The following is a 16665-nucleotide window of genomic DNA, read 5'->3' on the forward strand; positions in this document are numbered from 1 at the left end:
TAAAAGTCTTTTTTTTTCAAAATAAAAGCAGTAACTTCGTGGTTCAATTAAGATTTTCATAAAACAAAAAATGAAAAAACGTGTTCAATATTTTTCTTTTTTTGCTGTGATTCAGTTGCTTGTGTTTGGGTGTACTCCTAATGCAAACACGTACTACAATCGGCAAATGCAACCCATCGTTACCAAGTATAATGTTCTTTTCAATGGTGAAGAGGCTTTTGATTTGGGATTAAAGGAACTTCAAGAGCAATACCAAGATAATTTTAGCGAGATTTTACCTGTGGAACCTATCAAGATGTCAGGAAAAATACAATTAGATGGTATTGAAAATCCAAATTTTGAACGAGCGGAGGAAAAAGCTATCAAAACAATTCAGCTGCATTCAATGGTTTTCAAGGGTGTCCAACGGAATTATAAAATTGATGACGCATACGTTCTGTTAGGAAAATCACGTTATTACAACGAACGTTTTCTTCCTGCTTTAGAGGCTTTTAACCATCTACTTACAAACTACGGAAAAAGTGAGCGTATTCCCGAAGCGGCTATTTGGGTACAGAAAACAAATCTTCGGTTGGGAAAAGACAAAATTGCTATAGAAAAACTTCACGAATTGCTGGAGACTGAAAAATTACGTAGAAACGATAAAGCAGAAGCTTATGCAACGTTAGGTCAGGCGTATATCAATCAAGAAATGTATCCCAACGCAGCTGAAGCCCTTTACTTGGCAGGAAAGTTTACTAAAAATAAGTTACTCAGAGGAAGATATTATTTCATTGCCGCCCAGCTTTATGAGAAGCAAAAACAGAGAGATTCCGCCGTTGTTGCCTATGAAAAAGTTATTGATTTGAACTGGAAAATTTCACGGAAATTGTGGGTGGAAGCTCAAGCAGGAAAAGCTCGAAATAAAGATTTTTCTCCTGAGCAGAAACAAGAATTCTTGGAATATTTAACAAAATTAGAAAAACGTTATGAGCATAAGGATTTGTTAGATGTTCTTTATTTTATGCACGGAGCATTAACTCAAGAAAATAACAAAGTAATTGCTACGAGTTTCTATCGTAAGTCGTTGAAAAACAATAAAGAAAATAATTCTCTTAAAGCAAAAACACACGAACGACTTGCAGAAATTCTGTTTGAACAAAAAGATTATACAGGAGCATACCACCATTTGGATAGTACGTTGGCTTATATTCCAGAATATACTTTTGAGCGTCTTTACATCGAGCGGAAAAAAGAAAATTTAGCTAAAATTACGGAACTTGAGTATGTTGTAAAACATAATGATAGTATTATAAAAATAGCAAGATTATCCAAAGAGGAGCAATTGAGTTTTTTTCAAAAACACATTGATTCCGTGCAAAAGGTTGTAGAACAAAAGCAAAAAAATATGACTTCTGCAGAAGATTTAGGTTCAGGATTTTATGTTCAAAATCTTCCTGAACAACAAGGAGGGAAGTTTTATTTTTACAATCCGATGGCTATTGCCTATGGAAAGCAACAATTTCAGCAGTATTGGGGAAATCGTGCATTGGAAGATAATTGGCGTTGGTCGTCAAAGGTAAAAAAAGCAACTACACAATCTTTGGAAGAATTTGATAGTGAGTTAGTTGCTGTTGAGGATGATTTTGTAACAGCAGAATCTTTTGTTGAAAAATTACCAAAATCGGAAATTGAAATAATACAATTAGAAAAAGATAGAAATCAGGCTTTATATCAATTAGGAGTTTTATATAGAGCAAAATTTGGAGACAATGAATTATCTATCAGTCGTTTGGAGAGTTTGCTAAATGCCAATCCAGATGCTAATTTAGAAGTTGGAGCCCTCTATGAGTTGTATAAAAATCATCTCGATTTGAATAGTTCAAAATCTGAAGATTTTAAAAATCAATTATTTAACAAATTCCCAGAGTCAGATTATGTTAGTATTTTGAAAGGAAATATATCTTCTCAACAGCAGAAAGACCAGAAAGCTCAAGAACTTTTGGATACGCTTACAGCTGATTTTCAGAAAGGAAAAATTTTAGAAATTCTGCAAAATTTGGACGAAAATAGACTTTCTTTCCGTGAAACAGCGGTAGCTCCCAAATTGGAAATGTTAAAGGCTGATGCGATTGCTCGTTTGTATGGCGTTGTATCTTATCGTGAAGCCCTTGAGCAAGTTAAGGTTAATTATCCCGAAACAGATGAAAGTAAACTTGCTGCTGAATTATTGGAAAAATTGAATAATATTGAGAAAGAAGAGTTTGTTTCCGATGAAAAGACGAGGTCTTGGAAAGTAGTTCTTGCAGATGTTTCTACGGAAAATAGGGAAGAAGTTAAATTACAACTTATTGAGAAGTTGGCTACTATTTCGGATAAAATTTCTATGTCAGAAGATATTTACAGCCCTGATGAAACTTGGCTTGTTATTCACGGACTTCAAAACCGAAATACAGCAGAAAGTATCATTGAAAAATTGCAAGAAATCCAAACAAATCATAAGTTTACTAGCTTTGTTATTGCAACTGAAAATTATCGCTTGGTGCAAATTAGAAAAGAGAAAGAAAAGTATTTTGATTACGAAAAGAATCTCGTTGAGTAACAATTTCATATTGAACATAAAAAAAGCTATCTATTTGATAGCCTTTTTTATCATACTAAAAACTGAAATAAATCGGGTTTGTTGTTCAGGTAATCCCCATAGAAGTTGCGTTGTTTCATCCGGTCGATAAGTGGTTGAAGGTCAGCTTCATTTTTAAGTTCGATGCCTACTACGGCAGGTCCGTTTTCGCGATTGTGCTTTTTGGAGTATTCAAAATAGGTAATATCATCTGTTTTTCCGAGGATTTCAACCACAAATTCTTTCAATGCACCAGCGCGTTGTGGAAATCGAACGATAAAATAATGCTTTAAATTGGCATAAAGCAAGGCACGTTCCTTAATTTCTGCCGTTCGGGTGATGTCATTATTGCTTCCGCTGATAACACAAACCACTTTTTTACCCTTAATTTTTTCTTTGTAGAAATCCAGAGCCGAAATTGATAACGCCCCAGCAGGTTCAACTACAATAGCATCGCGGTTGTACAGATCCAAGATGGTTTGACATACTTTCCCTTCAGGGACAAGCACAACATCATCTAAAAATCGGTTACAGATTTCAAAATTTAAACTGCCCACTTTCTTTACCGAAGCACCATCTACAAACTTGTCAATTTCAGTGAGTTCCACAGGTTTTCCTGCTTTCAACGCTTCTTTCATTGAGGGGGCACCTAAGGGTTCAACTCCAATGATTTTCGTTTGTGGAGAAAGCGTTTTAAATACGGAAGAAAGCCCTGCTGAAAGTCCGCCACCACCTATGGGAACAAACACATAATCAATCGGTTCGTTGGCTTGGTCGAGAATTTCCAGCCCAATAGTGGCTTGTCCTTCAATGACTTTTTCATCGTCAAAAGGAGGGACGAACGTTTTTGCGTTTTCTGTTGCAAATTTTATTGCGGCATTGTTGGAATCATCAAAAGTATCGCCTTCCAAAACTATGGTAACGTTCTCTCCGCCAAATATTTGTACTTGTTCAATTTTTTGTTGTGGAGTAGTTACAGGCATATAAATATCACCTTTGATATTTAATATTTGGCAAGAAAGTGCCACACCTTGTGCGTGATTTCCGGCACTCGCACAGACGATTCCTTGTTGCTTGTCTTGCTCGGAAAGGGAGCTGATTTTGTTGTACGCTCCTCGAATTTTATAGGAACGTACTTGTTGTAAATCTTCTCTTTTAAAATAAATTTCCGCTTCGAATAAATTGCTTAATCGCACACTTTTTGAAAGCGGTGTGGTATTTATCACAGATTTTATCCGTAGCATTGCTTTTTGTACTTCTTGAACTTGTGGTATGTATGTTGTTACCTCCATATATTTCCTTAATTTTCCTAGGTTATTTTGTTTTTCTTTGATGAAGCATTTATCTTTTTCTCGGTACAATTGTTCTTATGATTGACGTATTTATAGTTCTGAATTTTTGATGTAACATACTATTTTTTTATTATTATGTTTCAAGACAAAAGTATAAATATGAAAATAAATGATTAAATTTAAACTATTTTATCCGCTTCATATCAGTCATATAAGCCCTTAAATGTGCTCCAATTACTTCAATTGGGTGTGAGGCTATGGATTTGTTCACTTGAATTAAATCAATATTGTCGATTTGGTTTGAGGCAGTGAAATGACGCCCGATTACATTGTTTTCTACTCCGTCGATATAGGCAGCAATGAGCGATCGGCATTCGTGGTCAAACAAATAGCAGCCGTATTCGGCGGTGTCGGAAATGGTTTTATTCATTTCGTATAATTTTTTACGAGCTATAGTGTTGGCAATCAGAGGCAATTCGTGTAGTGATTCATAATATGCTGATTCGGCTTTTATGCCTGATTCGGTCATTACTTCAAAAGCCAACTCCACCCCCGATTTTACCATCGCTACCAATAATGTTCCGTAGTCAAAATAGGTTTGTTCTTCAATAGTTTCCGTAGTGATAGGAGTTTTCTCAAAATCGGTTTCAGCCGTAGCGGAACGCCACGTAAGCAAGTTTTTATCGTTGTTTGCCCAATCTTCCATCATCGTTTTTGAAAAATGTCCGCTTAAAATATCGTCCATATGTTTTTCAAAGAGCGGACGCATCATCTTTTTCAAATCTTCGGAAATGGCAAATGCTCTTACTTTGGCAGGATTCGATAGACGATTCATCATATTGGTAATTCCGCCGTGTTTTAAGGCTTCGGTAATGGATTCCCAACCGTATTGAATGAGTTTGGCTGCGTATTCAGGGGCAACTCCTTCGCGTTTCATCTTATTGAAAGCCAATATCGAACCTGTTTGTAAAAGTCCGCACAGAATGGTTTGTTCGCCCATCAAATCCGATTTTACTTCTGCTACAAATGATGAACGTAGTACTCCGGCAGTGTCGCTTCCCAAAGCTGCTGCGTAGGCTTTTGCCCACTCAAAACCTTTGTTCTCAGGGTCATTTTCGGGGTGAACGGCAATCAAAGTCGGTACACCAAATCCACGTTTGTATTCTTCACGCACTTCCGAACCCGGCGATTTTGGAGCTACCATAATCACGGTAATATCTTTGCGGATTTCGATGCCTTCCTCCACGATGTTGAATCCGTGTGAGTAGGATAAAGTCGCTCCTTGCTTCATCAAAGGCATAATCTTGTTAATCACCGAAGTATGTTGCTTGTCGGGGGTTAAATTACACACCAAATCTGCCGTAGGAATAAGCTCTTCAAAAGTGCCTACTTGAAAGCCGTTGGCGATGGTATTGGTGTACGAGGGGCGTTTTTCGGCGATGGCACATTCACGCAAAGCGTAGGAAACATTCAAACCCGAATCACGCATATTCAACCCTTGATTAAGCCCTTGGGCTCCTGCTCCCACGATAACAATTTTTTTTCCTTTTAAGGCTTCAACTCCTTGACTGAAATCGCTTTTCTGTAATAATTCGCAAACGCCTAATTGTGCTAATTTTTCTCTGAAATTTAGGGTATTAAAATAATTTTTCATTGTTTTTTCCGATTTAATTTAAAGATTTATATGGATTGTGTTCTTAAAAATATGATGATAACTTTTGGTGTCAAACCGAATAAAATCAAAGTTCTTGGAATTAAAGATTTGATTTTACTCAACTTGAAAAAACTGTTTTCTTACATCATACTCTACTATTTTTGGTTATCTACCTCATATTTGTTGAGCAAGGGAGATACTTTCATTTCCGATTTTGAAATAGCAATTCGTGCCGAGCCCGAAAATTGCATAATTCCGTAAGGTTTCAGCTTCTGATAAAGTGCTGCGATGGACTCTCGTGAGCCTGTTTTTGAAATTACATAAAAATGTTTATAAACAGCAACAATATTAGCATTATATCGCTGAATTATAGCTTGAATGGGAGTTTCTTCATCAAAAAGGGAAGCCGTTGGCATTTTGAAAAGCGAATTTTCAAGAGAAATGATTTCTTCATCGGTATGATAAAATACTTTGATGATTTCTATCTGTTTTTCAATCTGTTGAACCAAATGTTCTACCCATTTTTGAGTGGTATGAGTCACAATAATCATTCGAAATACATTGTCAATTTCCGATGCTGACACATTGATGCTTTCCATATCAATATGTCTTCTGAGGAAAATCCCCGTCACTCTGTTGAGTAGCCCAAGCTGATTTTCCGAATATATGGTGATGGTGTATGTTTTTTGTTCCATATTTACAATTTTATGTTTGAGGTTTTAAAGTTTCAGGTTCAAGGTTTTATTGTTGATTGAACTTCTTTTGTTGCTTTTTTATTTCAGCCTCACTTCCGAAACTGAAGCTCCTGTGGGTACCATCGGGAAAACGTTGTTTTCTTTCTCGACACGAACTTCCAAGAAATAAGCCTTGTCGGAATTGAGCATTTCTTTAACAGCTTCTTCCAAATCGCTGCGTTTGGTAACCAATCGCGATTGAATGTGATACCCTTCTGCAATTTTAATAAAATCAGGATTTATCATTTCGGTAGAAGCATATCGGCGGTCAAAAAATAGTTCTTGCCACTGACGAACCATTCCTAAAAATTCGTTGTTTAAAACTACAATTTTCACAGGAATTTGCGACTGAAAAATCGTTCCCAATTCTTGAATGGTCATCTGAAACCCACCATCGCCAATTACTGCAACTACTTGTTTTTCAGGAACGCCTATTTTTGCTCCGATGGCTGCCGGTAGGGCAAATCCCATTGTGCCCAATCCTCCTGAAGTGATTTTACTGCGTGAATTTTTAAATTTCGCATAACGACAAGCCATCATCTGATGTTGCCCCACATCGGAAACAATAACCGCTTCGTGATTAGAACATTTATTTATCAATTCTAAAACTTCCCCCATTGTAAGTCCTTCTTTTTCAGGATATAATTCGTTTTTAATAACGGAATCATATTCTTCTTTGTCATATTTTTTGAATTCTTCTCGCCACGTTGTATGTTTTTTCTGTTCCACTAACGGAAGTATTTTCTGTAAAGCCTCTTTTACATTGCCCAATACGGCGACATCAGCCTTTACATTTTTGTTGATTTCCGCAGGGTCAATGTCAAAATGCAACACCTTTGCTTGTTTGGCGTATCTGCTTAAATCGCCCGTTACGCGGTCATCAAAACGCATTCCCAAAGCGATGAGTACGTCACACGTATTGGTCATTACATTGGGTGCATAGTTGCCGTGCATACCTACCATTCCCACGTAATTGGGGTGTTCGGTGGGTAGTGCCGAAAGTCCTAAAATGGTCGCTGCTGCGGGGATATCGGTCTTTTCTAAAAAGGATTTTAGCTCGTTTTCAGCTTGACCTAAAATGATTCCTTGTCCGAAAACAACATAGGGTTTTTGTGCTTGATTGATGATTTGTGCGGCTTCAGCTAATTTTGAATCATCTATTTCAGGTACAGGATTATAGCTTCGCATTCGAGTACATTTCTTATAGTCGAACTGAGCAACTTGGTCGAACTGAGCGCTTTTTACGATGTCGATAAGTACAGGTCCGGGTCTTCCCGAACGGGCAATGTAAAAGGCTTTGGCTATTGCTTCGGGTATTTCTTCTACTTCCGTGATTTGGAAATTCCATTTGGTTACGGGGGTAGAAATTCCGATGATGTCTGTTTCCTGAAAGGCATCTGTTCCTAAGAGGTGCTTTGCTACCTGTCCAGTAATGCACACCAACGGCGTGGAATCGATTTGGGCATCAGCAATTCCTGTGATGATGTTGGTTGCTCCGGGGCCTGATGTGGCAAAAACCACACCTACCTTTCCAGTAGCTCTTGCGTAGCCTTGTGCGGCGTGGATAGCTCCTTGCTCGTGGCGAGTGAGGATGTGTTTCAACTGATTTTGGTATTTGTAAAGTTCGTCGTAAACAGGCATTATCGCCCCGGCGGGGTAACCGAAAGCTAAATCAACCCCTTCGGCTAACAAACATTTGATTAAAACTTCTGCTCCTGTCATATTTATTTAAAGATTTGATATTTAATGATTAACTACATTGAATAATTTACAGTCGATTTTAATTGTGTGTTGAGGCTCTCGACTAAAATTCATCGGTAACACAACCTTGTGAGGCGGAACTTACCGTACGAGCGTATTTGTAAAGCACCCCTCCTTTGGCAGTATCTTTTAGTGGTTTGAGGCTGAAATTGGCTCGTCTTTGAGCTAATTCTTCTTCGGTGAGATGTACATCAATGGTGTTTTTTGCAGCATCGATGGTAATCAAATCACCATCTTGTACCAATGCAATATTGCCACCATTTTGTGCTTCGGGCGAAATGTGCCCAACTACAAATCCGTGCGAACCTCCCGAAAATCGTCCATCGGTGATGAGTGCTACTTTTTTGCCCAAACCTGCCCCCATAATGGCAGAAGTCGGTTTTAACATTTCAGGCATTCCCGGACCTCCTTTCGGACCTTCATAGCGAATGACCACAACTGTTCCTTCGGTGACTTCGCCTTTGGCAATTCCTTCATTGGCAAGAAATTCACCTTCATAAACTTTAGCTTTTCCGGTGAACGAAAGTCCTTCTTTACCCGTAATTTTTGCTACAGCTCCTTCGGTGGCTAAATTTCCATAGAGAATACGAATATGTCCCGTTTCTTTGATTGGCTTTTCTAACGGATATATAATATTTTGGTTTTCAGAAAGTGATGGTACATCTGCAAGATTTTCAGCTATTGTTTTACCTGTAACTGTAAGGCAATCACCGTGAAGTAATCCTTTTTCGAGTAAATATTTCATCACAGCAGGGATTCCGCCAATGTGGTGTAAATCTTCCATAACGTACTTTCCGCTTGGTTTAAGGTCTGCGATAAAAGGTGTGGAATCGCTCAACTTGGCAAAATCATCAATAGTCATCGGGATTTGAGCTGCTTTTGCAATGGCTAAAAAGTGCAATACGGCATTGGTAGAGCCTCCCAAGGCAACCACCAATCGGAAAGCATTTTCGATGGATTTTCGCGTGACGATATCGCGAGGTTTGATGTCGTTTTCTTGCAGATAACGCAACGCTTTACCCACTTTGAGGCATTCTTGTCTTTTGGCATCACCTGAGGCAGGAGTTGAAGAGTTGTAAGGCAAACTCATTCCCAATGCTTCAATAGCCGAAGCCATTGTGTTGGCAGTGTACATTCCGCCACAAGCTCCTTCGCCCGGACAGGCTTTGTGTATTACTTCCTTATATTCTTTTTCATCAATAGTTCCTGCTACTTTTTGTCCCCACGCCTCGAAAGCGGAAACTACATCGAGTTTTTTTCCGTTATGGCAACCTGCGGCAATTGTTCCGCCATACACCAAAATTGAAGGTCGATTCAGTCTGAGCATTGCCATTAAAGCTCCAGGCATATTTTTGTCGCACCCTACCACTGTAACGAGTGCATCGTAACACATTGCTTGAATTACCGTTTCGATAGAATCAGCGATAATATCTCTCGAAACCAAAGAGTAACGCATTCCGTAAGTACCCATTGAGATTCCATCTGAAACTCCTATAGTGTTGAAAATCAATCACATAGAACCCGATTGCTGTACGCCCTCCTTAATTTTCAAAGCTAAATCATTTAGATGCATATTACAAGGATTTCCCTCGTAACCCGTACTTGCGATGCCTACTAAAGGTTTTTTTAGGTCGTCATCGGTCAGCCCCAAAGCGTGTAGCATTGCTTGTGCTGCAGGTTGCGTATCGTCTTGTGTAACTTGTTTGCTGTATTTATTTAATTCCATATTTTGATGATGATTTCTGAATCAAATTTTAAAAATAAAAAAACCTGCATCTAATTTCTGATGCAGGTTTTCTGTGTTTTACATATACGAAGCCTCGCATCAATAGGTGTTATTGATGATAATAATAAGGCTAATAATATTATAAAAATATACTCTTGTCACTTTTTCAAGTTTTCGAGTGACAAAAGTAATAAAATATATTAAAACTCCAACTGTTGTTGAAAATAAATTTTGAAAAGGATTGATTTTTTGTTTTTTATTCTATTTGAAGCTTGAATAGCTTATTATATGTTTTGTAATTTTAATTGAGAGAATATATACGATTAAAGAATATAAATCACTGATAATAAGTAAGTCAGAATATGTTTAATAAAAAAATCGCAACACTTTCATTATAAAAGCATTACGATTTTTTGTTGTACTCGGAGCGGGACTTGAACCCGCACAGGCATTGCTGCCCACTGGATTTTAAGTCCAGCGTGTCTACCGATTCCACCATCCGAGCCCTTTATTAAGGCAATAAAAGAGCGAAAAACGGGGTTCGAACCCGCGACCTCAACCTTGGCAAGGTTGCGCTCTACCAACTGAGCTATTTTCGCAAGAACAATATTTTTCAAAAGCAACCCCTAACCGATTGCGAGTGCAAAGATAACAACATTTTTTTACTTGGCAAATATTTTCTCTTTTTTTTGAAAAATATTTTTCTGTCTGAAAAGCATTTTACATTCTCTCAGGAACTTGTATCCCGAGCATTGCAAAAGCCGATGCAATAATCTCACTTATTTTTTTACAAAGCGACACCCGAAACTCTCTTTTTGCTACATTTTCCTCTCCCAAAATGGATACATTCTGATAGAAGGAATTGAAATCTTTTACCAAATCATACACATAATTGGCAACGACCGCAGGGCTGTACGAATCTGCTGCGTTTTGCACCACTTCGGGGAAAAGTGCCATATTTTTAAGAAGCGTTTTCTCCTTAGGGTGTAATTCTGAAATTGAAAGACTTTCTGATTTTGAGATTTCTATTTCGTTGTATTTTCGTAAGATAGATTTGATTCGGGCATAAGTGTATTGCACGAAAGGACCTGTATTTCCTTGGAAGTCAATAGATTCTTTCGGGTCAAAAAGAATACGTTTTTTGGGGTCAACTTTCAAAATATAGTATTTCAAAGCTCCCAAACCGATGGTGTGATACAATTCCTTCTTCTGATTTTCATCATATCCGTCTAATTTGCCTAATTCTTGCGAAATTTCTTCGGCTGTTTGCTCCATTTCGGCAATTAAATCGTCGGCATCGACCACAGTTCCTTCACGACTTTTCATCTTTCCGCTCGGTAAATCTACCATTCCGTAGCTCAAATGATATAGATTTTCAGCCCAATCAAAGCCTAATTTTTTCAGAATTAAAAACAAAACCTTGAAATGGTAATCTTGCTCATTTCCAACGGTATAAACCATTCCTTTTACGTCAGGATAATCTTTTACGCGTTGGGTTGCGGTACCAATATCTTGAGTGATGTACACAGAAGTTCCATCGGAGCGAAGTACTAATTTTTCGTCCAAACCATCAGCGGTTAAATCACACCAAACCGAGCCGTCTTCTTTCTTGAAGAAAACGCCTTTTTTTAATCCTTCTTCGATGATGTCTTTTCCTAATAAATATGTGTCACTTTCGTAGTAGTACGAATCGAAATCAACGCCTAAATTTTTGTAAGTAGTTGAAAATCCGTTGTAAACCCACTGATTCATTTCTTTCCAAAGGGAAATAACTTGCTCGTCTCCGGCTTCCCATTTTCGAAGCATTTCTTGTGCTTCCAAAAATATGGGTGCTTGTTTTTCAGCTTCTTCTTTGGTTTTTCCTTCTGAAATAAGTTGCTCAATTTCAGATTTATACGCTTTGTCGAAAGCTACATAGTAATTCCCGACGAGTTTATCGCCTTTAAGTCCTGAATTTTCAGGCGTCTCATCATTGCCAAAACGTTGCCAAGCAATCATTGACTTGCAGATGTGTATTCCTCGGTCGTTGATTATCTGAGTTTTATATACTTTATGTCCGGCTGCTTTTAGAATTTCGGCTACCGAATATCCTAACAAGTTGTTGCGAATATGCCCTAAGTGCAAGGGTTTGTTGGTGTTAGGCGACGAATATTCAACCATTATGGTCTTTTTGGAATTGGGCTGAGCCAAACCAAAATGAGTTTCGTTTTCTATACTTTTCAGAAAATCAATGTAATAAGAATCCAAAATTACTAAATTCAAAAATCCTTTAATTACATTGAAACTTTCCACCTCTTTTACATTTTCTTGTAAAAAAGTTCCGATTTGTTGCCCAATTTGTTCAGGATTTCCTTTAATCTGACGTAACATCGGGAAAATTACAATAGTAATGTCGCCTTCAAACTCTTTTTTAGTTTGTTGAAGTTCAATGTTTTCGAGTGAAACTCCAAAAATTTGTTCACCCGCTTTTTGCGTATATTTCTTTAGTATTTCTTGTAAATTCTGCATATTTGATTTTTTCAATTAGAGTCCACAAAGGTACGCAATTTCTAAAAGAATTTTTATTTTTAGGGTCTTTATATGCCTATAATTTATTGTTTTTTGTAAGTAAAGACAGAAAAGAATTGTAATTTAGACGGTTAGAAATTTTCTTTTATAACATCTTCGTATTCATACCAAAACTCTTCAAATTTCAGCATTTTTTCATATAAAAATTCCATAGTTTCTCGCCAAGTATTTTTATTGTGAATGTTTACATTCTCTTTTTGGACGTAAATACGGCTGATTTCTTTATCGTTATCTAAGACATAACAATCCTCAAAAATGGCATCTGGTAGATATTCTTCAAGTAAAATGCTTTTCAAGGAAACTAATTTTTCATAATATAATATTCTGTTACTTAAAATATTATCTTCGATGTCTAAGGAAACAATAGCCTTTTTTGTGTCAAAATAGAATTTAAAGCTGAAATCTTTGATTTTGGTATCATATAACACCCATTTGCGGGGAAAGGATTTTCCGAAGGAAGTCCAAAATTCTTCACGTAATTTTTTAGCTTCTGCTTTGCTGTACATAAAAATTGAAAAATGTTTTTATGTTTTAGAATTTAACATTAAATACTTTTTGTTGTAATTTTTCGTCTTTGATAAATTCAAAAACATATTGATTTTCAGTTTTATAGAATATGCCTTGATTGCCGTGTTCATCTTCTGCAATGTAAACATTAGACAAAGAAGTTTGCTTTATTTTTAGAACTATTTTTGGTGTATTATCAATCAGTTGAAAACCTAAATTATTAGGTTGAGCGTATAATGTTGTGATATTGCTATCCTTAGATTTTATTTCATTTTCAGTGATAGGTTTTGGGTTTATAACCAGTGGGTGAGAGTTTTCGTCTTTGTAGTTTTGTTTAAAAATAGTCAATTTATTTCCTGTTGAGAAAGCACTTCGAAGTGCTTCGTGATAGGCTTTTTTGAATTCTTTTTCTCTACTCTTTCCCACTTCGGAGGTGAAAACTTGTTTTCCTTTGCAGTCTGTGAAAACTAACTGAAGCCTTGTAAAGAACATTCCTGAAGTGTTTAAAATGTTTGCTCTTAGGTAGTTGCAGGGATTTTCAATAATATTATTTGGAGCTTCATTTTCAAAGAAAACCTTAAAATTTTCTTTTTCAAGAAGAAATTTTGCTAAGCTATTTAGTTGATAATCATTGTCTTTTTTCTGAAAATCAAATTTGTTGGGGAGCATTACATAAATATCACTATTCTGTCCGAACGCCAAAAAAGGAAAAAATGCTATTAACAAGTAAAAATAGGTTTTCATAAGTCTGATTGTATTTAAAATTCAGAGCAAAATTAAAAAATAATACTATTTTTTCAAAAAAGACGTGTGATTTTTAATCTTTGCAATAAGAAAAAAGGATTTTAATTGAGAAAGTTACATATTTGAAAGGCTTATTAGGTTTTGAATTGCAAAGTTTTAAAAAAAAGCATATTTTTGCGATGAGATTGGGTAAGTGAGCCGTATTTTTATAAAAATATTATTTTTAGTCTTAGGACTGGTTGCCTGTAACAAAAAAGGAAATTCTGTTAAAGGTGACATTTTGTTATTTCCTGAAAATACGCAAGTTATTTATCGGGTTAATCATAAGAATAATTTTTTGAGTGCTATCGAAAACAATGAGTTTTGGAAAGAAAACAATCCAAAACCATTGCGCAATTATGAAACGAAATTACTTAGAAGCCTTCCTACAGACCATAATATATGGGTAGCCTTCACAGCCTATAAAAACTTTTTTGCGATTACCAAGAAGGAGGAATCAGATACGTTAAGTATCTGGAAGAACGCTAATACGACAATTCAAAAACAATCACAATTTGGAAAAGAATGGTATTACACGGTTGTAGATAACAGACTGATAATTAGTAATTCTTCTGAGATTGATTCTTTTTTTAAAACTGAAACTGAAGCACAGGAAAAATCTGAAAAACAAGCTATTCTGGAACAACTTCAAAAGATTGCTACAACCGATTGTAGTGCCAATTTATTTATGCAAAAAGAACAAGCAAATCAGTTTTTTTCTTCTTTCTTTAAAACAGATGTTACAAAACCTTTCAATCATTGGCTTGCGTTGGATTTATTTTTGGAAGAGAATGACGTGAGGTTCAGCGGAATGGCAGTAGCTAAAAGCGATTACAAGGAAGATATGTTGCTGAAAGTAAAGCCTTATGAAAACAATCCGGCTGAGGTAGTTCCTTCACATATTCTGCGAATGACTTCTTTTTCTTTTGAGGATTCAGAAAAAATATCACTTCCTGACTCGGTTACGGCTTCTTTCCAAAAAACACTTAACGGGTTGGTTTTTGCACAAACTATCGACGGAAAATTTGCCGTTGCTTCGTCTTTTGATGTGGACGAAACGTTATTGCAGTTACCAATTTTGTCTGAAGAACCACAAGGAGAATTTCCTGTTTATGAATTGAATAAAGATTCTTCGTTGGATTTTTTCTCTGCTTTTGAACCTAATTTCAAACCAAAATATGTTTCTGTACATAATGATTATTTAATTTTTTCAAAAACAAAAGAAGTTCTCAGTTCGGTTATGAACGATATTGGGAGAAAAAATACTCTTTCAGAAAATAAATCCTATGAATTGCTGGAAAAAAATACAGCCTCCAATATGAGTTTGACGCGTGTTGCTAATCTGTATAATAGTGGTGAATTTCGTGAGAGATATCCTCAGATTGCTCAAAATTATCGTTGGGCGGTATTTCAGCAAACTTCTCAAAATGAGTACTATATGTTTAATTTTATGAGTAAAAAACAGACGAAAAATTCTGTGACGGATAAAATTAAAGAACGTTTTCAATTTGTGTTAGATGCTAAAATTATTACACCTCCTGCTATATTGCTGAATCACAGAACAAAACGTAGAGAAATTGTTGTTCAAGATGAAAATTATGACCTCTATCTAATCGGGAATAATGGTAGTTTATTATGGAAGAAAAGGTTAGATGGTAAGATACAAAGTTCTGTTTATCAGGTAGATTTGTTTAAAAATGGTTTTTTGCAGATGGCTTTTACAACGGAACATTCCATTTGGGTTGTGGATAGAAACGGAAACAATGTAGCTCCATTTCCTAAGAAATACAAGGGGAAAATAACTCCTTTGGAAGTATTTGATTATGATAAAAATAGAGAGTATAGATTTCTGTTTGCAGAAGGGAAAACATTACATATGTTGGATAAAAAAGGTGATGTTGTAGGTGGTTTTTTAAGAAAAAATACAGATGCAGTTCCATTATTTACTCCAAAACATTATCGAGCAGGAGATAAAGATTTTTTGGTTTATTTGTCTGATAATGGCAAGTTTAACGTGTTGCATCGCAATGGTGAGATTCGCATACCCATTCAAGGGAAATATGAATTTTCGAATAATCCGCCGCTGTTTTTTGATAATCGGTTTTTGTTTTCAACCCGAGATGGAAATCTTACCCGAATAGACTTAAACGGAAATATAGTTAAAGCGGAAAGAAATTGGGATAGAAATCATTATTTGATTGGTAATCAATATACAACTTCGTTTCTTTCTGGAAGTACTTTGTCTATCGGAAATACAAAAATTCAAATTCCTGAATCGAAATACGAAAAGCAAAAACTTTTTCGGGTGCGAGGTGTGAACTATGTTTCTGCAAACGATATTGAAAATGAAAAAGTTTATTTATGGAACGAACAAGGTAAACTTGTGCAAGACTTTCCGATGGAAGGAATTTCGCCAATAGATATAGACGTGGATTTGGATAAAGCCATTTGGATTGTTTTGGCAACAACTAAAAATCGGATAAGTGTTTATGAAATAAAAGAATTGAAGTAGGGTGTTGATTGTCAGTTTATTTTCTGTTTAAATAAAGTTGTTATGTCTCGAATTTTAGCTATAGATTATGGTAGTAAACGTTGTGGTATTGCTGTTACAGACCCTTTGCGTATTATTGCTTCAGGTTTAACCACAGTTGCTACAGATGAATTGGTTACGTTTTTAAAGAAATATATTTCTGAAGAAAAAGTAACAGAAATAGTTGTGGGGCAACCCAAACGAATGAATAATGAATTTTCTGATATTGAAAAGGAAATCCAGAAAAAAGTAGAACTTCTTGAGAAGGAATTCCCTGAAATAATAATCGTTCGTGAAGATGAGCGATTTACTTCTAAAATGGCATTTCAGTCAATGATTGACAGTGGGTTAGGAAAAAAACAACGCCAAAATAAAGCCTTGATTGATGAAATAAGTGCAACATTGATTCTACAAAATTATATGAATAGAATCTAAATCTTCCTTTTTTGTTTTAGAAAAAAATATTTTTTAAACAAAGTTTCTTTCTTTTTTATGGTGAAATTTTAATAAA

General features: G+C 36.0%; 10 protein-coding genes, 2 tRNA genes and 1 pseudogene. 3 read left to right on the forward strand and 10 right to left on the reverse strand.

Annotated elements, in window-relative coordinates; all coding sequences use genetic code 11:
• The first annotated feature begins 70 nt into the window (after positions 1–70).
• Positions 71–2581 carry a type IX secretion system periplasmic lipoprotein PorW/SprE gene (porW, locus tag CGC48_RS07945; protein WP_098029159.1) on the forward strand — a complete coding sequence of 837 codons (2511 nt, stop codon included), beginning with the start codon at positions 71–73 and terminating at the stop codon, positions 2579–2581.
• Positions 2582–2631: 50 nt separating this feature from the next.
• On the opposite strand, the gene ilvA is transcribed toward porW, so the two are convergent.
• From ilvA to CGC48_RS07995, 10 genes and pseudogenes are all read right to left on the reverse strand, one after another.
• Positions 2632–3891: a threonine ammonia-lyase IlvA gene (ilvA, locus tag CGC48_RS07950; protein WP_098029798.1), complete on the reverse strand. Its 1260-nt coding sequence runs from the start codon at positions 3889–3891 to the stop codon at positions 2632–2634.
• Between the two features lie 184 nt (positions 3892–4075).
• Entirely contained in the window at positions 4076–5545 is a 1470-nt protein-coding gene (ilvC, locus tag CGC48_RS07955) for a ketol-acid reductoisomerase (RefSeq protein WP_098029160.1), read from the reverse strand.
• Between the two features lie 155 nt (positions 5546–5700).
• On the reverse strand, positions 5701–6240 hold the full coding sequence (gene ilvN / locus CGC48_RS07960; RefSeq protein WP_098029161.1) for an acetolactate synthase small subunit: 540 nt from the start codon (positions 6238–6240) through the stop codon (positions 5701–5703).
• Between the two features lie 78 nt (positions 6241–6318).
• A complete protein-coding gene (ilvB, locus tag CGC48_RS07965; protein WP_098029162.1) occupies positions 6319–8001 on the reverse strand; it encodes a biosynthetic-type acetolactate synthase large subunit in 1683 nt (560 codons plus the stop codon).
• An 82-nt stretch (positions 8002–8083) separates the two neighbouring features.
• Positions 8084–9766, reverse strand: a pseudogene (ilvD, locus tag CGC48_RS07970) (dihydroxy-acid dehydratase).
• A gap of 419 nt (positions 9767–10185) precedes the next feature.
• Positions 10186–10271, reverse strand: a tRNA-Leu gene (locus tag CGC48_RS07975).
• Between the two features lie 21 nt (positions 10272–10292).
• A tRNA-Gly gene (locus CGC48_RS07980) sits at positions 10293–10365 on the reverse strand.
• A 121-nt stretch (positions 10366–10486) separates the two neighbouring features.
• Positions 10487–12274: an arginine--tRNA ligase gene (gene argS / locus CGC48_RS07985; protein ID WP_098029163.1), complete on the reverse strand. Its 1788-nt coding sequence runs from the start codon at positions 12272–12274 to the stop codon at positions 10487–10489.
• A 131-nt stretch (positions 12275–12405) separates the two neighbouring features.
• Positions 12406–12840: a DUF4268 domain-containing protein gene (locus CGC48_RS07990; protein ID WP_098029164.1), complete on the reverse strand. Its 435-nt coding sequence runs from the start codon at positions 12838–12840 to the stop codon at positions 12406–12408.
• Positions 12841–12865: 25 nt separating this feature from the next.
• Positions 12866–13585, reverse strand: coding sequence for a hypothetical protein (locus CGC48_RS07995; protein ID WP_098029165.1), 720 nt, complete (start codon positions 13583–13585; stop codon positions 12866–12868).
• Between the two features lie 193 nt (positions 13586–13778).
• Between CGC48_RS07995 and CGC48_RS08000 the strand changes: the two genes are divergently transcribed.
• Positions 13779–16136, forward strand: coding sequence for a hypothetical protein (locus CGC48_RS08000; protein ID WP_232780482.1), 2358 nt, complete (start codon positions 13779–13781; stop codon positions 16134–16136).
• Positions 16137–16178: 42 nt separating this feature from the next.
• The gene (gene ruvX / locus CGC48_RS08005) at positions 16179–16589 is read left to right on the forward strand and encodes a Holliday junction resolvase RuvX (RefSeq protein WP_098029166.1); all 411 of its coding nucleotides are present in this window, start codon (positions 16179–16181) and stop codon (positions 16587–16589) included.
• The last annotated feature ends 76 nt before the right edge of the window (positions 16590–16665 follow it).

The organism is Capnocytophaga cynodegmi (genome assembly GCF_002302475.1).
GTDB lineage: Bacteria > Bacteroidota > Bacteroidia > Flavobacteriales > Flavobacteriaceae > Capnocytophaga > Capnocytophaga cynodegmi.